Source organism: Sunxiuqinia sp. (genome assembly GCF_055140945.1).
On the sequence record NZ_JBSQYS010000001.1, the window covers coordinates 86,526 to 107,506 of the forward strand.

Here is a 20,981-nt window from a genome sequence, read left to right on the forward strand (position 1 = left end):
TGTATTTTAGTTATCAATTAAGTGTATTCAAATATTCCTTGTATTTATCCACAATTTCAGGATGTGTTTCCTGATAGGTATCAGCCAAAGCCCGAATTGCAGGCTTATACTGCGGATAAATCTGTAAACAACGCTTCAAGACTTCCCGAGCTTTTTCAGGTTGGGTCGTTTCATAAATTTCTGCCAAATTAACGTAGGCACTGAAATACTTTGGGTTAACGTCCAACAAATGCTCAAGATAATATTTTGCTTCCACAAAACTTGCCTCCTTCTCCTTTAGTCGTCCCATCAAACTTAATGTAGGCTCATAATTTGGATTTACCTTCAAAGAACCTTCAAGGGCTAGAATTGCCTGATCATTCTTGTTTTGCAAACTTAAGGTTTTTCCCAAACGATAGTAAATATGTTCATCTTTTTTATAAAATTCCAACGCCTTCCAAAAATAATCTTCAGCTAGCTCATAGTTTTCATTTTGAATGGCCTTTACTCCAAGGTGAGAAGCTTCTGACTTTCTTTTTACAACAGCGCAAACCGGCACCTCATCAACCTCAACCACATGAATTGTTCCTTCAGGTGGAAAGTTGCCATTTGTCAATTGATCAGGTGAAATATAGCTATTGCCGATAATCGCGTAATCCCAATCCTTATCACTCCGGAGCCGGTACTGAAAATACGTAAATTTCAGATTATATTGATCGCGAAAATACCAATCCACAGGGAAATTACTGCCCACAACGACCTGCCCACTCACATTATGTTCCTCCATATAATCCTTCAACCATTCGGCTCCACTTCGCATGGTATGGTAATAATAATCAGTCTCATAATTTCCATATGCGCCTTTCAATCCGCCAACAATCTGGTTGTAGTATAAGTAGTAATATGGATGAGCTTTAACCATAAACCTTAAGGGGTGAATTAACAAGAACAACAAAATGACGATTGACGTGATTTTTACCGACTTCAATTTAATGCGGCTGTAAAATTCGTGAATTCCAACGGCAGCTAAAATTACGATACCTGGGTAAATAAACAGGAAATGCCGCCAGGCACCATACAAATTAGCTTTCAATAAAATCACAAAAACCACTGGGAAGACAGTGGTCAGGATCAGAAAAAAATAAGTGAAGCGATGCCTGTTACCAGACACCGCTTTCCAATGATAAAAAAACATGACCACTCCAACAAAAACAATTATTGGGATGGTAATTAACATGTACTTGGGAAGATAATACCATGGTCGAAAGTCTGACCAAATAAATTCCCCCCCGAAAATCTGCCGAACTGTAGTCGGGAAATCTGTCATCACTTGATATGATTTCCATGGGTTGACAATTGGATTTTGGAGGGCGTACGGCCAAAACAAAAGACCGAGCAAATAACCTGCAATTGAAAATACAACTAACTTGACAAGTGTTCGTTGCACCTGAGCCCAATTTATCTGCCCTCTGCCGAAGTACTCAACCAAATAGAAGAGCACTCCGGCCAGAAGCAAATAAAAAGCTAATAAGATTCCTCCTGCCCTGATACTGACGGAAAAAGCAATACTCGCAATTAAAAGTGAAATCGAATGCGACGAGCTGGTTTTAAATCTGGCATAGGTTAATTTCAGTGTGTAAAACACACCGGCAATATAAGCCAGGGCAAAAGGAATATCTTTTAAATTATTTTGTAAATGTCCGATAAAGCGGGGGGAAACAGCAAAAAGAATAAGCGTAATAATACCGACGCGATACCCTTTTAGCCAGGTAGCAAACAAGGCTGTAACAAAAATACACAGCCAGCCAATAACGCTGCTAACCAGATGTCGAAAACCATAAACATCTTCAATATTGAACCAGTGAATTAAAAAGGTTGCAACATTATCGGGGAGCTGTCCATAATATTGAAGATGGGTTTTAGGGGTTTTCAATGCGTCACGATCTTTACCCATCGATGCAAAATAGTCGTACACTTTTTCTGAATGCAGATAGTGTACTTGCTCATCTCCTGAAATACCTGCATCGCGGCTAATAAACAGCAAGCTCAAAAGCAGTGCTATTGCCGACGCATAAAATAATATTTTCAGGTGACGTTGTTTCATTATTTTTTTTCTTCGTTCTGATATATTTTTCTGATAAAATAAAGTGGTCGCTTTTGCGATTCTTTATAAATACGATAAACGTACTCGCCAATAATTCCTAAAAAAATCAGTTGTATTGAGCCTAAGAAATAAATGCTCAAAACTGTTGATGGCCATCCAGTAATGGCAAATCCAAATATTTTTGCGGTCAACACATAAATCCCTGCAAACATGAAAACGATAGTTCCGATGAAGCCTAAAATGAGGCACAAGCGAATTGGAAATTTTGAAAAGGAAAAAATGGCATCAGCTGCTAAAAGCGATAGCTTCCCAAAGGTCATTTTAGCCTGTCCCTGCAATCGTTCGTCCCGCACATAGTCTACAAATCCCTGTTTAAACCCGACGAAACTTCGTAGGCCGGGAAGATAGCGAACCCGTTCTTTCATCGACAAAAGAGCCATTAGTGCCTGTCGGTTCATCATGGAAAAATTGCCGGCATTTTCAAGATCTTCCAGATTGGCTACTGATTTAAAAATCTGATGAAACAGCCGTGTCATTCCATTTTTCGTTTGGTTCCCTTTCCGATCAGACCTTCTCCCACTTACAATATCGTAATCTTCGTTAACGATTTTCTCATACATCGCCTCAAGCACTTCGGGGGGGTCCTGCAAGTCTCCATCCATCATGGCTACATAAGCTCCCGAAGCATTTTCCAAGCCCGCTGTAAAAGCCGCTTGATGCCCAAAATTCTTGGATAGGGAAATAACTTTTACCCTCGAATCATGCTCCTGATGACCGATTAATTTGTGTAAGCTCGTGTCGGTACTTCCATCATCTACAAAGATCAACTCAAATTCCTCAGAAAGCTTTTCGAGCACACTGACAGATCTTGATACTAATTCGTTAATCAGTTCTTCTTCGTTTAATATTGGAACTACCAGAGATATCATTTACTTCATTTTTAGTTCGTTCTTCTGCTCGTCTTCGAAATGGGGAAGCCAAATGGCTCCCCCAATCCTGGTTAATAGTGGTTTAGTTGGCTTGCTAGTTATACTCAAGCTTTGTGTGCTGTTCCCGGCACAGGAACAGGAAATTCAAGATCAACAGGCCCAAACTTGATTTCTTTTGGCCCAAGATCCATATCTGATTTAAAAATTTCGTCGTAGCTAACTTTCTGCCCGGTGTAAGCGGCTGTTCGTCCCATAATCGCTGTCAGGGTTGAAATTGCTGTTTGCTCTGCTTCATTGACATACTCTCCGGTTCGAATGGCATGCACTAAATGCATATGTTCCTGAACGTAGGGCGGGATTTTCACCTTGCTCATTGGTTCTCCATCTTCCCCCAGCGGGTATTCAAACTTCCATTTTACCGAACCATCCAGGTTCCAGATTGTGTTCTGGCAATTGGTGTAACCTTCAGTTCCAACAACCATTTCGCCGGTTCCATTGGCACAGTTATCAATCTGGCGGCTCATACTATGAGAGCTCACGCCATTTCCAAAGTCAAAATCGACACTAAAAAAGTCGTACTGATCGCCTGTAATTCGATGCGCTCTTCCACCATAGCCAATCGCACTTTCGGGATGTTTGCCGATGAACCAATTCACCACATCGATGTTGTGCACGTGCGTATCCAGAAAATGGTCGCCACATAACCAGCAGAAATTATTCCAGTTGCGGATCATGTAAGTCATATCATCCCAACCTTCTTCCCGTGTGCGAAACCAAACATGATTTTGATTCCAGAAAGCTTTTGCTGAAGTGATTTGTCCAATGGCTCCATTGGCAACCTGCTTATAGGTTTCGATATAATCTTCCTGATGACGACGCTGCGTTCCGGTAACCACATTCAAACCAATCGCTTCCGCTTTTTTAGCCGTCGCAATGATTGAACGAATTCCCACCGGATCAACAGCCATGGGTTTCTCTAAAAAAGCATGCTTTGTTTGTTTAACGGCTTCCTTAAAATGCTCCGCCCTGAATTGTGGTGGCGTTGCTAAAATAACGACATCGACTTCTTCTAAAGCCATCAATTTCTTGTAGGCATCAAATCCTACAAAGCAATTCTCTTCCGGGATTGGTCGCTTGTAACCCGCAAATCGTTTCCGACAAGCATCAATTTTATCCTGAAAAACATCAGCCAAAGCAACAATTTCCAAGTCGGGTCCTGCACTGATAAAGTTTATCGCAGCCCCCGTTCCACGGTTACCAACTCCAACCAATCCTGCTCGTAGTTTTTTGCCACTTGGCGCTGCTCTTAGTATTGGCGGTAATCCAAGTTCACTTGCATCTTTCGTTGACTTGCACGACGACAAAACTGCACCTGCACCCATTGCTCCAATCCCTGCCAAAGCTGTTGCTTCGAGAAACCGACGACGATTAATATTTTTCGATTTATTTGTCATTGTTCACTGAGTTTTATTGCTCTAATGTTTCATCTACTTCACATACAACGCGGAAACCAACTTCCACGACATCAGAATACCACCAAATTGATTTCGGCATCTGCGGATCAGTCATTAACCAGGCTTTCGTTTTTGTGTAATCCCGGGCAGCACATCGCACATCTTTAGCATCGCTTTTAAACGATCCGCCACGAATGACATGCTCTCGTCCTTTTTGTGGCCCTCTTGGATTTACCACTATATCTTGCTCGCTGTACTTCTGGTAGATATGAGGATCGTAATAATCCAAACAGAATTCAGCAACATTCCCCGGTAAATTTTTCAACCCAAAAGCATTGGCTTTCACCTTAGCTGGACCTACTGTCATCCCCTCGCTGTTCATCTCATAGGCGACAAACGAATTAATAATTGCAGTATCCGGTGAAAATATTTTCCTAAATATTCCTTTTGAAGAGTAATCTTTTGGATTGCCTTTAAATGGGTATGGGCTTGACTGACCGGCACGACATGCATATTCCCATTCCGCCTCGGTTGGTAGCCGATATTTCTTGCCAGTTACCTGGCTTAACCACCTGCAATAAGTATTGGCGGCGTGCCAACTCATGGTAATAGCCGGTTTCGCTCCTTTTCCCCATCCTTGGTCAGGTGCTCCCCAAGGCGGTGTTGGTCCGGTAATTCCATCAACCTCTTCATCAATGTCCATTGCTTCTTTTCTTCCTTGCGAAGAAGTTGCTTTAAAAAATGCCAGATATTCCTCCCAGCTAACTTCTACTTTTGCCATCCAGAAGTCAGAAACTTTTGCCCGGAAAACGGGTCCTTCATCTTCATCGCGCAGAGGTTCATTTTTGGGACTTCCCATTTTAAAAGTCGCCCCGGGAACAGCAACCATCTCGAAGGAAACACTTGTGCCCGGGATTTTTTCAGTAAAATCTTTAAATGAACTTACTTCAGTTGGATTTTCGTATACTTCAGTGTTTGTTTCCGGCACTTTGCCAAAACCTAAGTTGTGTTCATGTTTCGCATTAGGGTCATAATGGCCAACATGCAAATGACAATTGATGCATCGCAATTCCTCTTTGCTTGTTAGGTAATACAAATGAGCATCATCTCCTTCGGTGGAGAGCGTTGTCGGAAATAAGTTTTGATGACACTTTAAGCAAGCATCTTTATAAACAAAGTGTTTGGCATTTTCAAGCTTACGCTTATCCTTCCAATTGTAGTCTGCACTATCCTTAAACAACATGCCATAAACATCATTAAAACCGTGTTTGGCTTTGGCTGCAAGGTGCCCGTGTCCTTTTGGTGGCAAATGACACTCAACACAATGCACAATTACACCTGCGCTGTTGTTGTAGTGAGTTGAAAGTTTCCAACTTTGTTCAGCATGTGGATGAACGTGGCACGACATGCAATAATCATCAGTAGAAGTATATTCAATTGCTTGATTACTTAATTGAAGAATAACGACACATGCAACAACTCCGATCAATACAAGACCCAAATAAATTCGCTTACCACCCAAAATGCTTTTCCGTTTCATTAAATTTACAAATATTTAAAATGTACTGGTACATTAAGACGAAACGAATCTAGCATGCATCAGTTACTCAAACCTTAACGAAGGCTTAAACGAAGGTTATTTTCGGGTTATAAAGTGGGTTAATATTGTGTTCTACAGCAATGTTTAAAATTCACAACTCACTAAAAAACAAACAAATAAAAGATTAATAAAATAAATTAACCCTGATGAATACTCCGTTAATTTCGAGCGTGAATTAGTTCATCAAATGAGAGCTCGAATCGTTCACCATAAAGTTTTTCGTAAAGCACTACGAACTTCTCATAGGTATATTTTGCAGTATTGAGGTTGTTCTGAACGACCAATGCGCGAAGCTTATAAGACAGTGCCTGATCATTGATCGGATCGGTAAGCAAAATACGGTCTGCCAGTTTTAAAATCAAGTCGTGATCAACTTCCAGTTCCAATCGGTGAATAAACTTTAGTAGATTGTCAACAATATTATTTCCAACAAAACCTTTGTAGTCATCAAGCCAATCGTGGTTCTCATCTTTCAAAACTTCACCAGCACGGACAATTTTATAAAAATCAGGATAAAATGTTGGCTCTTTCTCTTTATTCTCTTTCAATATTTTCAAGCACTCTACATAATCACAGTAAACCGAATTTCCAAAATGAATATTCCAACAGTCAACGTTAAAAACAACCTCAACCGAATCCAGCCTTTCAAGAATAATCCGCAACTTCCGGATTGTGACGCCCCTACTATTTTTTGCATTTTGATAGCTCATTCCCGGCCACAAAATCTCTGATAGCTCCTTTGTTGAAATCCCTTTCTTCCGGTGTTGCGAGTAAACCAGAATCAATAAAAAGAGCTGCTTTATTTTTGGAGTAAACTGAGGTGTAACATCATCTCCCTCTTTATCAACGACCCGAAAATCGCCAAAAAGCTGGATGTAATTCCGCTCTGGATAGTCATTCTGAACATCCTCCAATTCCTTAAGCTTTTCTTTCGGAAGATCGCGTTTTCGTCCCAAACGCAAGGGAAGTTTCAGGTAGATCAGCAATAGTAACAATAGCGCTAAAGTAATTATGCCGATTTTCGACAATAATGGGTAGCGTAAGAAAATATTCTTGCTTTGAGCCAAATCAACCAAATCCTTACTCAAACTCCAGATTTCTTCATCACCCAAAGTACGCGACCAGATTACCAAGTCGTCAATCCGACCATTCATATGCGTACTAGCACTATAACCGGTCATTCCAACATAAATATTCTCGCGGCCTTTATACGACGGATGTCCGAGCGAACGACTATCCAATTTACCATCCACATAAATTGCTTGCTCGCCCGTAAGTTTATTGTAGCGCCAAACCAAATGGTACCACTTTCCTGCTTCTATTGTTGTATTTCCTTGCAGGTCATTGGCATAAAATCCGAAATACGGTTTTTTATTTCGCAATACAAGGTGGATGGATTGTTGGTAGGAGCTCCCTTTGGTTCCGATAATACTAATGTCACGCTCAGTAACATTATAGTCCTTTATTTTTACCCATGTTGAAACCGTAAAATCATGATCTCTGAGCTTCAAATCTTCGGCTTTCGGTAAAATAATATAGCTGTCTTTTTCAAAAACTGCAACCATGTCGCGTTGCTCATCATCTTGATATTGCATATCAACATCTTCCCCATTAAAGCTGTTGATACTATAATCCATGGAGCCGTTCTCAAAACTGTAATAGGCCTCCAGCCCTTCCGTAATTTCCAATGGAATCGCGACAAAATGCTGCTGTTTGTTTTGTTCCGGCTCTTCAAAAACAACCGACTCCGGCTTAAACTGATATCCCGGGCTTTTAGGAGTTAAAACCAATGTTTCTCCCGGCCCCGCAGGAAAACAATAATTGCCAAAGCTAAGACTGTTTGTCCCCGCCCAGCTCACGTAATTTAAAGGTTGTGCATTAAACGTAACCGTTCCTTTTATTGTTTTGAAATCTCTCAGCTGATATAGCACCTGCAAAATCCAGGTTTGAAAACGATCAAGCATAATAAAATTTGGAGTCTTTCCGGTGCTTTTCCAAACACTCTTAACATGCTCAATCAAATATGGGTTCTGGCTTGTATTGAAAAACGATTCATCTGGCTGACCGTCTCTTTTGGGGAAGTTATAGTCGTTATAAATCAATAAGCTGTTTTTAGCATCTCCTTTTAAAAACTCACCGTCAAAATCCGGAGCTTCCAAAATTGAAAAGTAAGGTTCAACCGCATAATCCCAAACATAGTGCAACCACTCCGGACTTTTTCGGTGTTGCTGCATCGTAAAAATAACAATTCGTTTCCCGGTCTCTACCATGTTTTTCAAGGTCGGCCATTCATTTTCCTCCTCATGAACATAGAGATAAGGCAAAATACCGGTCTCTCCAATAATCGCTGTTAACTCGTTCGCATTAACGTTAAAATCGAGAAACAAGGTCAGAATTTTATCCGGCTCATTTTCAAGTGCTTTCCGAATTACAGTCAACGGATCCTGTAAAGGTTGGTATCTCCCATAGGCATCACGCAACATCAACTGACTTTTCTGCCGATCCCATTCCAAATAAAACCGAAAACCTCCAACATTGGCATCAAGCAACTCTGATATGGTTTTATTTTCTCGTGTTGTAGCGTCAATTCCTGAAAAATTGGAAATCACAAATATACTTTCGTCATAATGCTTAAAAACAACATCTTCAGCTGCTTTTGCAACTTGAAATGCTATACAGGATGAAAATAAAAGAAGAATAAATTTTATTGCTCGTTGTTGTATCATAGACTAATGACCATCTACCATCGAATTTATAATCTAACAAAGATATAAAAAGGCTTGAATCATAACGATAGCATTTTAATACAGATTTAGCGGCGGAATTAATTACACCAATTTGCAGATAAGTTGACGGCGGAGCTATATTTTTTCTATTTTTGTGGCTCGAAAGGGTTGTTAGCTCAGTTGGTTTAGAGCATTACCTTGACAGGGTAGGGGTCACTGGTTCGAATCCAGTACAACCCACTTCGGACAGACTACAAATCGAATCAAAATCCAGTAAATGAATCACTTATTGGATTTTTTATTTTTTTCTCAAGCCATAATAATCCAATCAAATTCAATGTTTTCGTGAGTCATTCGGTGAGCACGGCACGTAAACAAAATAAGAAACAGACAGGTTCTGATAAAAAGCTCGCTTGTTAAACAGAATCATATTGTCACTGAAAAATTGGGCATAAAAAAAGAAAAGTACTATCTTGATCTCCTCACAAAAAAAATAGCTGAAATGACGACCAAATTCTCAATTCTTCTGTCACTAACTTTATTCTTAGCACTTCAACTCCCCGCTTTTGCACAACATAAAAATGCTGACATCCAGCGAATCATCAGTCAAATATCAGAACCAGAAATACCGCCGAATACAATAAAGATTACTGATTTTGCTTCGGTTGTTGAGTTAGCAAAAAACAGCAAACCCGCAATTAATCAGGCGATAAAAGAATTAAAATCCAAAGGAGGCGGAAAGCTTGTGTTTCCGTCAGGCAAATACCTCATCAATGGTCCAATTCATTTAATCAGCGATATGGAACTACACCTGGAGGAAGGAGCAAACTTACGATTTGGGTCCAATTATGAAGATTATCTTCCGGTAGTGAAAACCAGTTGGGAAGGTACTTTCTTATATAATTACAGCCCGTTTATTTATGCGTATAAGTGTACCAACATTGCCATTACCGGTTTAGGATCAATCGATGGAGAAGCTTCAGAAACCTGGTCGACCTGGCACGGCAAACAAAAACCGGATCAGCTTCTTAGTCGCGAAATGAACCACAGCAATTCACCAATTGAGGATCGGATTTTCGGACAGGGACATTTCCTAAGACCACAGTTAATTCAGTTTTTCGATTGTAGTAAAATCAAGGTTTCCGATGTCAAATTGGAAGATTCTCCTTTTTGGTGTTTGCACCTGCTACGTTGCGAAAATGTGACCGTGAGAGGCGTGCGTTACGATGCCCAAAACAAAAACAATGACGGAATAGATCCGGAATATTCAAAGAATGTTCTCATTGAAAATATTCATTTCAACAATTCTGATGACAATATTGCAATTAAAGCCGGAAGGGATCACGAAGGAAGAGGATCCAGGTATCGATCGGAAAATATTGTCGCTCGAAATTGCCATTTCAAAGGCCTGCATGCCTTAGTCATTGGAAGTGAAATGTCGGCCGGAGTTGAAAACGTTTTTGTATCCGATTGTGACTTTGCAGGGAAACTGAAAAGGGGGGTTTATCTAAAATCGAATCCCGACCGAGGTGGTTTTATTCGAAATATATTCCTTGACAACATTGCCTTTGGTGAAGTTGAAGATTGCATTTACATCACTTCTTTTTATCACAATGAAGGCAAAGGCTTTGCAACTAAAATATCTGACATCTATTTTAACGACATTACCTGCCAACAAGCAAGCGGAACTGGCGTTGTTATTCAGGGATTTCCGTCAAAGAAGGTTTCCGATGTATTTTTTAATAATCTCACCATCCATTCAGCAAAAAATGCGATCAGCCTTACTGACACACAAAATATTGTGATGAATGATGTAATAATTGGTGAACCGGCGACAGCTCCTTCATTTGTAAAATAAAGTTTTCAAAAGATCGGTGCCGTGAATGCTCAAGGCGACAGGTGTTTTTTGAGCAATATAGACTCTATCGGCATTTTCTTTGGAGTTCCTCGATAAACTTTTCTTAATGCGAGTTCCATCATCTCCGTTACAGGCAACAAAAAAGGAGAACCAATTTTTTGATTCTCCTTCTGTTAAGTAGCGGGAGCCAGACTCGAACTGACGACCTTTGGGTTATGAGCCCAACGAGCTACCAACTGCTCCATCCCGCAATATATCTTAAGTATTTTTAGTCTCTTTGAACGTACATTTTTGACGATCTTGTCTCAAATGCGGATGCAAATATAATGGATGTTTTCAGAAAATCAAAATGATTGTGATTTATTTTGAAATATCTTCACCGCGTTAAAAAGTCTTAATTTCAGAGCTTCGAAATAGGCAATCATCGAATTGTTGCTAATTTTGTTGCTGCAAAATCGGAGAATGGCAAAAAAGGAAAAAAAGAAAAAGCTAATTGAAAAGCTCAAAAACCGTTACAGGTTAATCATTTATAACGATTCAACCTACCAAACGGCATGGAGTATAAAGTTAACACGACTCAAGGTTTTTACCTTTTTCGGAATTGGTGGATTACTTCTCATTCTTTTCACCATCCTAATGATTGCCTATACACCAATCCGCGAATTCATTCCCGGCTATCCCTCATCCGAAGTTCGGCAATTAATTGTGCACAATGCGGTTTTGGTCGACTCACTGGAAGAACAATTACAAATCAGGGACAACTACTTCGATAAAATACGAATTTTAATTGAAGGAGATGTTCCACAGGATCCTGATTTTGTTACTGATACAGCCATCCCCCCAAACAATTTGCAAATCAATTACTATAACCACGATTCGGTTTTCAAACAAAAAATACTGGAAGAGCAACTCAACCTGTCTATTCAAAAAGAAAATCCCCAAAGCAGAAACATTGCCAACATTCATTTTTTTGTCCCATTGAAAGGAATGATCACCAATAAGTTCGATGTCCAATCCGATCATCGGGCTGTTGATGTTGTTGGATTACCAAATTCGAGGATCTCAGCGGTGCTGGATGGCACGGTAATCTTTGCGGGGTGGACAGCCGAAACCGGTTATGTCATCTATCTGCAGCACGAAAATGACTTAGTGTCGGTCTACAAACACAATGCTGAGTTGTTAAAAGATGTTGGAGACCAGGTAAAAGCGGGGGAAGCGATCGCGATTATGGGAAATACCGGAGAGTTGACCACCGGCCCACACCTTCATTTTGAACTCTGGAATCGCGGTATCGCTATCGACCCTGAAAAATACATTGACTTTTAAACCTTACCATGAAAAAACGTATTGCTATTTTAGGATCAACCGGATCAATTGGAACACAAACATTGGAAGTCATAGCTCAAAATCCCGATCAATTTGAAGTGGAAGTTTTGACAGCCAATAATAATATTGATCTGCTCGTTGAGCAAGCAAAGAAATACCAGCCCAATATGGTGGTAGTCGCCAATCATTGCCGTTACGAAAAGCTTGCCGAAGCTTTAAAAAATGAGCCAATTAAAATATTTGCCGGTAAGGAAGCTCTGGAGCAGGTGGTTCAGTTGGACACAATAGATATGGTGGTGACAGCAATGGTTGGCTATTCAGGCTTAATTCCAACTTTAAAAGCAATTGAAGCAGGTAAACACATCGCACTGGCTAACAAAGAGACACTGGTGGTAGCCGGTGAAATTATTACTCGTGAGGCTCTGAAAAATAAAGTCAGTATTTATCCGGTTGATTCCGAACATTCAGCCATCTTTCAGTGTTTGGCAGGGGAACACATGAATGAGATTGAGAAAATTTATTTGACCGCTTCCGGAGGCCCATTTATAAATTACAGCCAGGAGCAGCTTGAAAAAGCAACTAAGGCTGATGCTTTGAAACATCCAAACTGGGACATGGGCGCTAAAATTACCGTAGATTCGGCCAGTATGATGAACAAGGGATTTGAGGTAATTGAAGCCAAATGGTTATTCGATCTAAAACCGGAGCAGATTGATGTAATCGTTCATCCGCAAAGCATTATTCATTCTCTGGTTCAATTTCGTGATGGTTCGATGAAGGCCCAAATGGGACTTCCGGATATGAAATTGCCCATTCAATATGCCATGAATTTCCCCAACCGACTACCATCAAATTTCGAGCGATTTAACTTCCTCGATTACCCAAAACTGACTTTTGAACAGCCGAATACAAAAAAATTTCGTAACCTTGCACTCGCATTTGAAGCCTTGAAAGCAGGGGGCAATTTGCCATGTATTTTGAATGCCGCCAATGAAATTGTGGTGCAAGCCTTTTTAAAAGAAAAAATACGCTTTGTTGATATGCCTGATTTGATTGAAGAAAGCATGCAAAAAGTAAGCGCCATAAAAAATCCGGTTTTAGACGATTATATTCAAACTGATAAAGAAACACGATTGTTAACGACTTCGATCATTAAACAACGAAGTAAATTAAAGCTATAAAAGAAGAATGGAACAAGTATTTATAAAAGCAGCACAATTGATTTTAAGTTTATCCATCTTGGTGGTATTACACGAATTTGGACACTTTGCTTTTGCCCGTCTGTTTAAAACCCGGGTGGAGAAATTCTACCTGTTTTTTGATCCTTGGTTTGCCTTGTTTAAAACGAAACGCGGCGAAACCGAATATGGAGTTGGCTGGCTGCCACTGGGTGGGTATGTGAAAATTTCCGGGATGATTGATGAGTCGATGGACAAAGAAGCCATGCAACTGCCACCTCAACCGCACGAATTTCGATCTAAAAAACCATATCAGCGTCTACTCATTATGCTTGGTGGGGTGATGATGAATTTTATTTTTGCTTTCGTGATTTACATTGGAGTACTTTACGCTTGGGGAGAGCAATTCTTACCCACGGAAAATGTCACCCACGGAATCACGGTATCCGAAACCGGGCAAGAAATCGGACTTGAAGATGGAGACCAAATTTTATCGGTCGATGGCAATTACATCGACAATTTTAATAAAATCATACCAACTGTTATTCTTGACAATGCAAAAACCATTCAGGTTTTAAGAGATGGCAAGCAAGTTGAAGTTGAAGTTACTGATGATGATTTGGCTACCCTTATAAAAAGCAGGCGAGTAATCAGCCCCAGAGGATTTTTCCATGTAAAAGTAGCCGAAGTTGAAAAGGGGTTTCCTGCCGAAGCTGCCGGACTGCAAAAAGGTGATGTATTTGAAGGAATCGACGGAAAAAAATTCACCTACTACGACGAATTTCTAAACTACATCAAAGCGCATAAAAACGAAAAGATTGAGCTTGAAGTTAATCGGGATGGAAAATCATTAACAATTCCTGTAACTGTTCCAGAAGATGGGATTACCGGATTTCAGGCACAACCACAAGAAGAAGCGTTTAGCTACCTCCAATTCGAGACTATTGAATATGGCTTTTTGGAGTCTATTCCGGCGGGGTTTAGTCGCGGTATAAACACTGTTAAAGATTACCTGAAGCAATTCAAACTCATATTTTCTCCAAAAACAAAGGCCTACGAATCTCTCGGTGGATTTATTGCCATTGGGAATATTTTCCCCGGAGCATGGGATTGGTATTCATTCTGGAACATGACCGCATTTCTTTCTATTATTCTGGCAATTATGAACTTACTTCCGATTCCGGCATTAGACGGAGGACATGTCACCTTCCTGCTTTACGAAATTGTTTCGGGACGCAAGCCTGGTGAAAAGTTCATGGAATACGCACAGATTACCGGCATGGTCATTTTACTTAGCTTGGTACTCTTTGCCAACGGAAATGATATCTTCAAGCTAATTAATCAGTATTTTTAAATAAGGAATTAAGAAGCGATGATTTTTTTTCTATTTTTGTAGAAACCATTTAAACGTTAAACTATGTATTTATCAATTATCTGCGGCACGTTTGGCCCTCAAGAAATAATCATCATATTAGTCATTGTATTACTTTTATTTGGTGGCCGAAAAATTCCGGAATTAATGAAAGGATTGGGAAAAGGAATGAAGGAATTCAAAAATGCCACCAAAGAAGACGAGGAGCAGCCAGAAACTAAAAAAGATTCTGAAAAAAAATAAAGAACAAGATTTAGACTGAAATGAAATCCCGTTTATATGACGGGATTTTTTTATGGTAAGATTTTTGTAGATTTAGCTGCAAAACTCAGATTCTGATAACTATGAAACGAATATCCTCCTCAACTTTTTTGTTGGTTTTAATGGCTGCATTGCTATTCACTTCGTGTGACGACCAAACCAATATGCGTAAAAAAATTACCGGTAAAGCCGGCGAATTAGTCGTGGTAGTGCCTGATGCGACCTGGGAAGGTGCAACCGGAAAACGATTCCGGGAAATACTGGCGCAACCTCAACTCGCCTTACCACAGGACGAGCCAATTTTCGACCTGATTCAGGTTCCGCCAAATGCATTTGGCGAAATTTTCAAAACAACCAGAAATATTATCCGTATCAAAATATCGACAACAGTTGATTCTTCACAAGTACGGTTCAGAAAAGACATCTGGGCCTGGCCACAGTCTGTTGTTGATATTAATGCTCGATCAACCGAAGATTTCAATCAACTGCTCGAGCGACATTCGGATCGGATTATTGCATTTATGCTAAAAGCGGAGCGCAACCGCCTACAAATGAACTACCGAAACTATAGCGACAAGGCTGTAAAGAACACGATTAAGGAGAAATTTAACATCGACATAACGATTCCTCCAGGCTTTAAAGTGACACTTCAAAGAGAAAATTTTGCTTGGGTTCGTTATGAAACTCCAGAGATCAGTCAAGGAATTATCATTTACACCTATCCATACAAGTCGGATAGTACATTTACCAAAGATTTCTTATTAAACAAAAGAGACTCGATACTGAAAGCACATGTTGAAGGCCCGGCCTCGGGGAGCTACATGACAACCGAGCATCGGATACCTCCGGTTTTTAATGTATTGGAACACAATGGGAACTATGCTGCTGAGATGCGTGGGCTATGGCGTGTTGAAGGTGATTTTATGGGCGGGCCGTACGTCAACTTATCGGTATTAGACGCCGCAAACAACCGCATTGTTGCCCTTGACGGTTACGTTTATGCTCCACGTTTCGACAAACGCAACTACTTGCGTCAAGTGGAAGCCATGATTTATTCATTGAAGCTACCCGACCAGAAAAAGAATGATAAAATTAAAAGCCAAATAGACATGGGAAATTAACAGCCAAAAAAAATAAAAAGAAAGGGAATTGTGTGATCACGCAATTCCCTTTCTTTTTGCTATAATATTGTAATTGACTATTGCAATACTACTTGATTTGAAAGCGTTAACTCCTCTTTTAATGCAACCGGATCAAACCTCGAATTTACGTTCATTTCGCCCTTTGGTAGTGTTATCGTATAAGAAGTTCGATTTTGAGTTTCCCCCAAATTTACTTTAACCAACTTCTGGTACTTTTTACCTTTTTTCATATACCAGCTTTGATCTTCTTCGCGATAAACCAGTTCGGTTTTGCCATTTTTATCACCTAACTCCCATGTTCCGATCATAAATAGAACAAGTCAGTTTAAGACTTACATTCAAGATAACATCTATTACATCTTTTGATTTTGTTCAAATAGACAATAGTTACTCACCCAAGTCATTTTTCAGTTGAAAATATTCTATTTTTGATCACTGAAACAAGATTTGTATTTTTAATTTGAAGCGTAAACGAATTAATTAGCATGACCGAAATATCATCTTATTTCCCGGCTGAATGGGAGAGTCAAAGTGGGGTTCAACTAACCTGGCCCGATACTCAGACCGACTGGAACTCAATCCTCGGAGAGGTACTTCCCATTTATGAGCAAATTGCCAAAGAAATTCTAAAGCGCGAAAAGCTCTTGATTGTTTGTCGTGATAAAAATTCACTTCCCGGCTTTCTTCAAAATAACAATGAGCAGCTAATTATTCAGGAGATGCCCATCAACGATACCTGGGCCAGAGACCACGCTGCAATTACGATTATTGAAAATGGGCAACCAGCATTACTCGATTTCCGCTTTAATGGTTGGGGAATGAAATTTGCTGCAAACTACGACAACCAAATTACGTCAACTCTTTACCAACAAAAAGCCTTTCAGGAAAGAATTCGGCTGCATGACCTTTCGTATTTCACCTTCGAGGGAGGAGCAATTGAAAGCAATGGAGCCGGCTGTGCATTAACAACCAGCGAATGCCTGCTGTCAAAAAATCGCAACGAACATTTAAGTCAAACAGCTATTGAGTTTTTGTTGAAAAAAATCATGCATATTGAAAAAGTACTATGGTTGCATCACGGGTTCTTAGCCGGCGACGACACCGACAGCCACATTGATACACTGGCTCGTTTTTGCAATAAAAACACAATTGCATATATCAAATGCACCAACACGCAGGATCTTCATTATGACGCACTCCAAAAAATGGAAGCAGAACTAAAGCAACTGACTGATCAAAATGGTCAGCCATTTCAGCTCGTTCCACTACCCTTTCCCGATCCAATTTATGATGAAGACGGAGAGCAACTACCTGCAACTTATGCGAATTTTCTGATACTGAACAAGGCCGTGCTGCTTCCTGTTTATGAAGCAAAACAGGATTTAGATGCTATCGAAACCATGAAAAAGCTGTTTCCTGAACATGAAATTGTGCCGATAAACAGCCGTCCGTTGATTAAACAGCACGGATCAATTCATTGCATCAGCATGCAGTTTCCAATTGGCGTACTCTAATTATAAAGAAACAAATGACAGCAAATAAAATTAAAGTTGGACTCATACAACAAAGCAATACCGGAGATATCGATCAGAACAAAGCAAAACTGGCTCGAAACATTGCAGACTGTGCCAAACAGGGAGCCGGGCTCGTTGTGCTTCAAGAGTTGCACAATAGCCTCTATTTTTGCCAAACAGAGGATGTCAATTCATTCGATCTCGCTGAACCAATTCCCGGCCCGTCAACTCGATATTATTCTGAATTAGCAAAAAAACACGAGCTGGTGCTGGTCACTTCCCTGTTCGAAAAAAGAGCCGCCGGCATCTATCACAATACAGCGGTTGTTTTTGAAAAAGATGGAAGCATTGCCGGGAAATACCGCAAAATGCACATCCCCGACGATCCTGGCTTTTATGAAAAATTCTACTTCACACCGGGTGATTTAGGCTTTCATCCGATTGAAACTTCTATTGGTAAATTAGGCGTGTTGGTGTGCTGGGATCAGTGGTATCCTGAGGCTGCCCGCTTAATGGCAATGGCTGGTGCCGAGATGCTCATTTATCCCACCGCAATTGGATGGGACCCGCGCGATGACGAGCAGGAAAAAGATCGCCAACGCAATGCATGGATTACCATTCAACGTTCGCACGCAGTAGCTAATGGTGTTCCGGTAATCAGCGTCAACCGGATTGGGCACGAAGCCGATCCGTCACAACGATCAGAAGGAGTTCAATTTTGGGGTAATAGCTTTGTAGCCGGACCGCAAGGTGAATTTTTACAACAAGCCCCCACCGATACGGAACAAAATTTATTGGTTGAAGTAGACTTAACCCGATCCGAAGATGTACGACGCATCTGGCCATTTTTCCGTGATCGCAGAATTAGCAGCTATACCGACATTACCAAACGTTTTTTAACCGACTAAAAGAAGTCTTCAAACTCAGCGGGTTTCTTGCTGGCGTCATTTTGCTCATCGCAATCCAAATCCATAATGAAGTTGGTTGGCTTTTCAAACTCGTGGTCGGGCTTGTACTCGAGCGATTTGTCGGCATACACCTTCTTCATAAACCGCCCCCAAACCGGCAAGGCCATGTTAGCTCCCTGTCCGGTTGAAATGTCATCGAAATGGATGCTTCGCAAATCTGCGCCTGTCCAAACACCGGCAGCAATTTGTGGTGTCACTCCCATAAACCACCCATCAGAATGGTTTTGCGTGGTTCCTGTTTTTCCGGCAATAGGTCCTTGAATTTGTCCATAAACCGGATGCCAACGAACACGTCCTCCGGTTCCGCCATCAATCACTCCCCGAAGTAAATTGATCATCAGATAAGCCGTTTGTTCATCAATGGCGTCGTGCCGTTCAGGACGAAAGCGGGCAATTACATTACCATGTTTGTCTTCAATATGAGTAACAAAAATGGGCTGGGTATAAACGCCTTTATTGGCAAAAGTTCCATAAGCGCCCACCATTTCATATAAGGTAATATCCGATGTTCCTAAGAACATGGATGGCACCGGATCAATCTTACTATAAACACCCATTTTTTCCATCACATCCACCACCGATTGTGGATTATACTGTTTCATCACCCAGCCTGAAATATTATTCACCGAATTAGCAAGTCCCCACTTTAGGGTAACCATTTCGCCTTCACGTTCACTTCCTGAGTTTTTAGCTTCCCAAATGGTTCCATCCGGCATGACAAATTGTTGGCGAACGTTGGGCACTTTGGTACATGGCGATAATCCGTTTTGCATCGCCAGTGTGTACATAAATGGTTTCACTGTCGATCCAACCTGGCGCTTTCCTCCCTTCACCATGTCATACATAAAGTGCCTGTAATTAGGTCCACCAACATAAGCCCGAACTTGCCCGGTTGCCAAATCCATAGCCATAAACGAAGAGCGGAAATAACTGAGATAATGTCGAATTGAATCCAACGGAGTCATAATTGTATCCTTATCGCCCTTCCAGGTGAAAATCTCCATTTCAACGGGTTGCTCAAACACCTTGCGAATTTGGTTAAAGTTTTTTCCTTCCAATCTCAAGACTCGATAACGCTCACTTTGCCGGATTTTCCGGTTCAACAAGCCGTCGACTTCTTCGTCATCCATATCTCCCGAGAAAGGGGGATTTTCAAGAGATTTTAAATGTTTATTGAAATCGGGCTGCAAATCCAGTTTTAAATGATCCTCAACGGCTTCCTCCGCATATCGTTGCATTCGCGAATCAATTGTCGTATAAATCTTCAATCCATCTTCATACAAATCATAGTTTGTCTCATCCGGCTTGAAGTTCTTTTGGCACCATCCAAACAAGGGGTTTGTCTCCCATTCAACCGAATCTTCTTCATATTTTACTTGTTGCCACGAAGCATATTTGCTACGCTCCGGTTTCGAGGCTCCCATCGTTATTCGCAAATACTCGCGAAAATACGGAGCTAGTCCACTTTTAAAGTCTTCCTTCTGATAATTCAGTCCTAGCGGAAGTACACTGATGGAGTCGTAAGCTTGCTGATCAATATATCCATATTTTTGCATCTGAGCCAATACCGTATTTCTTCTCTTTTTTGTTAGCTCCGGCCGGCGCAACGGATTATAAAGCGAAGAGTTTTTCGCCATCCCAACAAACATGGCAGCCTGATGCATTTTCAATGAATCCGGCTCTGTATTGAAATAAATACGCGAAGCAGATTTAATTCCGACAGCAAGGTTCAAAAAATCATACTTATTTAAATACATTGTCAGGATTTCTTCCTTTGTATAGCTTTTCTCCAGCTTAACCGCAATCACCCATTCCTTAAATTTGCGCAACACCAACTCGAGCTTACTCTCAAATTGCTGGCGTGGGAAAAGCATTTTAGCCAATTGTTGGCTAATTGTGCTACCTCCACCAGAGCTGCTATCGCCAGTGATTACTCCCTTCACAACGCGCAACAACCCGCGCAAGTCAATTCCTGAATGGCTGTAATAGCGAACATCTTCGGTCGCAACCAATGCTTCAATTAACTCAGGTGGTAAATTATCATAATTCACATAACTCCGGTTTTCCCTGAAATATCGCCCCAGCACCTTGTGGTCGCGAGAAATAACATCAGAAGCTAACAAACTTTGAGGATTTTCCAGCTCGCGAAAAGTAGGCATCTCCCCCATTTTGCCCTTCGCAATAAAAAAGAACAGTCCGAAAACCATCAACAGCCCCAAAAAAAATAACGACCAAAATCCGTACGTATATTTTCTAAAATTTTTCTTCTCTTTTTCCATCCGAAAATTGTAAAGTGAGTATTGGAGACAAATATAACGAAAGGAATAAGAATATTATTTTTTACTATTTCAAAACGAGATGGGGTATTTCACTTTACTGCCCCCAATCGTGATCAGAGCGCTAAATTTTCAGTTAATTTATTTGGCCTGATTTTCAACACTCAGCAAGCTATCAATGAGGACTAAAGGGCAATAAAATAATCATTATCAAACAAATAAGAAATCAAGAATCTTCAGTTAAAATTTGAAGATCGTCAAGCATTTTCTTTTATTTGCAGAAATTTTTAGAAA

The 20,981-nt window shown here is 40.6% G+C and carries 15 protein-coding genes and 2 tRNA genes; 9 read left to right on the forward strand and 8 right to left on the reverse strand.

Annotated features, from left to right (window positions below; translation table 11 throughout):
• Positions 1-13 precede the first annotated feature (13 nt).
• The 5 genes from ACTB00_RS00350 to ACTB00_RS00370 all read right to left on the reverse strand — a co-directional run bounded on the left by ACTB00_RS00350 (position 14) and on the right by ACTB00_RS00370 (position 8,792).
• Positions 14-2,083: a hypothetical protein gene (locus ACTB00_RS00350; protein ID WP_463297960.1), complete on the reverse strand. Its 2,070-nt coding sequence runs from the start codon at positions 2,081-2,083 to the stop codon at positions 14-16.
• Positions 2,083-3,012: a glycosyltransferase family 2 protein gene (locus ACTB00_RS00355; protein ID WP_463297961.1), complete on the reverse strand. Its 930-nt coding sequence runs from the start codon at positions 3,010-3,012 to the stop codon at positions 2,083-2,085. Before ACTB00_RS00355 ends, ACTB00_RS00350 begins: the two co-directional genes overlap by 1 nt.
• 104 nt (positions 3,013-3,116) lie before the next feature.
• Complete coding sequence (locus ACTB00_RS00360; RefSeq protein WP_463297962.1) at positions 3,117-4,466, reverse strand: Gfo/Idh/MocA family protein; 1,350 nt, start codon at positions 4,464-4,466, stop codon at positions 3,117-3,119.
• A gap of 13 nt (positions 4,467-4,479) precedes the next feature.
• Entirely contained in the window at positions 4,480-6,006 is a 1,527-nt protein-coding gene (locus ACTB00_RS00365) for an SUMF1/EgtB/PvdO family nonheme iron enzyme (RefSeq protein WP_463297963.1), read from the reverse strand.
• A gap of 218 nt (positions 6,007-6,224) precedes the next feature.
• The gene (locus ACTB00_RS00370) at positions 6,225-8,792 is read right to left on the reverse strand and encodes a LamG-like jellyroll fold domain-containing protein (protein ID WP_463297964.1); all 2,568 of its coding nucleotides are present in this window, start codon (positions 8,790-8,792) and stop codon (positions 6,225-6,227) included.
• A 165-nt stretch (positions 8,793-8,957) separates the two neighbouring features.
• On the opposite strand from ACTB00_RS00370, the gene ACTB00_RS00375 reads away from it, so the two are divergent.
• Together ACTB00_RS00375 and ACTB00_RS00380 are read left to right on the forward strand one after the other, a co-directional pair.
• Positions 8,958-9,032 (forward strand) — tRNA-Val (locus tag ACTB00_RS00375).
• Between the two features lie 262 nt (positions 9,033-9,294).
• Complete coding sequence (locus ACTB00_RS00380) at positions 9,295-10,650, forward strand: glycoside hydrolase family 28 protein (protein WP_463297965.1); 1,356 nt, start codon at positions 9,295-9,297, stop codon at positions 10,648-10,650.
• A 178-nt stretch (positions 10,651-10,828) separates the two neighbouring features.
• Here the strand turns inward: ACTB00_RS00380 and ACTB00_RS00385 are convergent.
• Positions 10,829-10,901, reverse strand: a tRNA-Met gene (locus ACTB00_RS00385).
• Between the two features lie 211 nt (positions 10,902-11,112).
• Between ACTB00_RS00385 and ACTB00_RS00390 the strand changes: the two genes are divergently transcribed.
• The 5 genes from ACTB00_RS00390 (at position 11,113) to ACTB00_RS00410 (ending at position 15,908) form a co-directional block, all read left to right on the forward strand.
• Complete coding sequence (locus ACTB00_RS00390; protein ID WP_463297966.1) at positions 11,113-11,976, forward strand: M23 family metallopeptidase; 864 nt, start codon at positions 11,113-11,115, stop codon at positions 11,974-11,976.
• Between the two features lie 8 nt (positions 11,977-11,984).
• Complete coding sequence (locus ACTB00_RS00395; RefSeq protein ID WP_463297967.1) at positions 11,985-13,157, forward strand: 1-deoxy-D-xylulose-5-phosphate reductoisomerase; 1,173 nt, start codon at positions 11,985-11,987, stop codon at positions 13,155-13,157.
• A 7-nt stretch (positions 13,158-13,164) separates the two neighbouring features.
• Entirely contained in the window at positions 13,165-14,508 is a 1,344-nt protein-coding gene (rseP, locus tag ACTB00_RS00400; protein ID WP_463297968.1) for an RIP metalloprotease RseP, read from the forward strand.
• 63 nt (positions 14,509-14,571) lie between these two features.
• Positions 14,572-14,769, forward strand: a complete 198-nt coding sequence (tatA, locus tag ACTB00_RS00405) for a twin-arginine translocase TatA/TatE family subunit (RefSeq protein ID WP_463297969.1) — start codon at positions 14,572-14,574, stop codon at positions 14,767-14,769.
• 101 nt (positions 14,770-14,870) lie between these two features.
• Positions 14,871-15,908: a DUF4837 family protein gene (locus ACTB00_RS00410; RefSeq protein WP_463297970.1), complete on the forward strand. Its 1,038-nt coding sequence runs from the start codon at positions 14,871-14,873 to the stop codon at positions 15,906-15,908.
• Positions 15,909-15,985: 77 nt separating this feature from the next.
• On the opposite strand, the gene ACTB00_RS00415 is transcribed toward ACTB00_RS00410, so the two are convergent.
• Positions 15,986-16,237 (reverse strand): hypothetical protein, encoded by a 252-nt coding sequence (locus tag ACTB00_RS00415; RefSeq protein ID WP_463297971.1) that lies wholly within the window; start codon positions 16,235-16,237, stop codon positions 15,986-15,988.
• Between the two features lie 177 nt (positions 16,238-16,414).
• Between ACTB00_RS00415 and ACTB00_RS00420 the strand changes: the two genes are divergently transcribed.
• The gene (locus ACTB00_RS00420; protein ID WP_463297972.1) at positions 16,415-17,443 is read left to right on the forward strand and encodes an agmatine deiminase family protein; all 1,029 of its coding nucleotides are present in this window, start codon (positions 16,415-16,417) and stop codon (positions 17,441-17,443) included.
• Between the two features lie 14 nt (positions 17,444-17,457).
• The gene (locus ACTB00_RS00425) at positions 17,458-18,351 is read left to right on the forward strand and encodes a carbon-nitrogen hydrolase (RefSeq protein ID WP_463297973.1); all 894 of its coding nucleotides are present in this window, start codon (positions 17,458-17,460) and stop codon (positions 18,349-18,351) included.
• Here the strand turns inward: ACTB00_RS00425 and ACTB00_RS00430 are convergent.
• Positions 18,348-20,690 (reverse strand): transglycosylase domain-containing protein, encoded by a 2,343-nt coding sequence (locus tag ACTB00_RS00430; protein WP_463297974.1) that lies wholly within the window; start codon positions 20,688-20,690, stop codon positions 18,348-18,350. The two genes, ACTB00_RS00425 and ACTB00_RS00430, sit on opposite strands and share 4 nt — an antisense overlap.
• Positions 20,691-20,981: the final 291 nt, after the last annotated feature.

Bases quoted from the DNA above. Each gene is read 5' to 3' on its own strand.
- ACTB00_RS00420 (WP_463297972.1), top strand. From the start codon at position 16,415: ATGACCGAAATATCATCTTATTTCCCGGCTGAATGGGAGAGTCAAAGT.
- ACTB00_RS00410 (WP_463297970.1), top strand. From the start codon at position 14,871: ATGAAACGAATATCCTCCTCAACTTTTTTGTTGGTTTTAATGGCTGCA.
- ACTB00_RS00380 (WP_463297965.1), top strand. From the start codon at position 9,295: ATGACGACCAAATTCTCAATTCTTCTGTCACTAACTTTATTCTTAGCA.
- ACTB00_RS00350 (WP_463297960.1), bottom strand. From the start codon at position 2,083: ATGAAACAACGTCACCTGAAAATATTATTTTATGCGTCGGCAATAGCA.
- tatA (WP_463297969.1), top strand. From the start codon at position 14,572: ATGTATTTATCAATTATCTGCGGCACGTTTGGCCCTCAAGAAATAATC.
- ACTB00_RS00355 (WP_463297961.1), bottom strand. From the start codon at position 3,012: ATGATATCTCTGGTAGTTCCAATATTAAACGAAGAAGAACTGATTAAC.
- rseP (WP_463297968.1), top strand. From the start codon at position 13,165: ATGGAACAAGTATTTATAAAAGCAGCACAATTGATTTTAAGTTTATCC.
- ACTB00_RS00370 (WP_463297964.1), bottom strand. From the start codon at position 8,792: ATGATACAACAACGAGCAATAAAATTTATTCTTCTTTTATTTTCATCC.
- ACTB00_RS00365 (WP_463297963.1), bottom strand. From the start codon at position 6,006: ATGAAACGGAAAAGCATTTTGGGTGGTAAGCGAATTTATTTGGGTCTT.
- ACTB00_RS00415 (WP_463297971.1), bottom strand. From the start codon at position 16,237: ATGATCGGAACATGGGAGTTAGGTGATAAAAATGGCAAAACCGAACTG.
- ACTB00_RS00425 (WP_463297973.1), top strand. From the start codon at position 17,458: ATGACAGCAAATAAAATTAAAGTTGGACTCATACAACAAAGCAATACC.
- ACTB00_RS00360 (WP_463297962.1), bottom strand. From the start codon at position 4,466: ATGACAAATAAATCGAAAAATATTAATCGTCGTCGGTTTCTCGAAGCA.
- ACTB00_RS00430 (WP_463297974.1), bottom strand. From the start codon at position 20,690: ATGGAAAAAGAGAAGAAAAATTTTAGAAAATATACGTACGGATTTTGG.
- ACTB00_RS00395 (WP_463297967.1), top strand. From the start codon at position 11,985: ATGAAAAAACGTATTGCTATTTTAGGATCAACCGGATCAATTGGAACA.
- ACTB00_RS00390 (WP_463297966.1), top strand. From the start codon at position 11,113: ATGGCAAAAAAGGAAAAAAAGAAAAAGCTAATTGAAAAGCTCAAAAAC.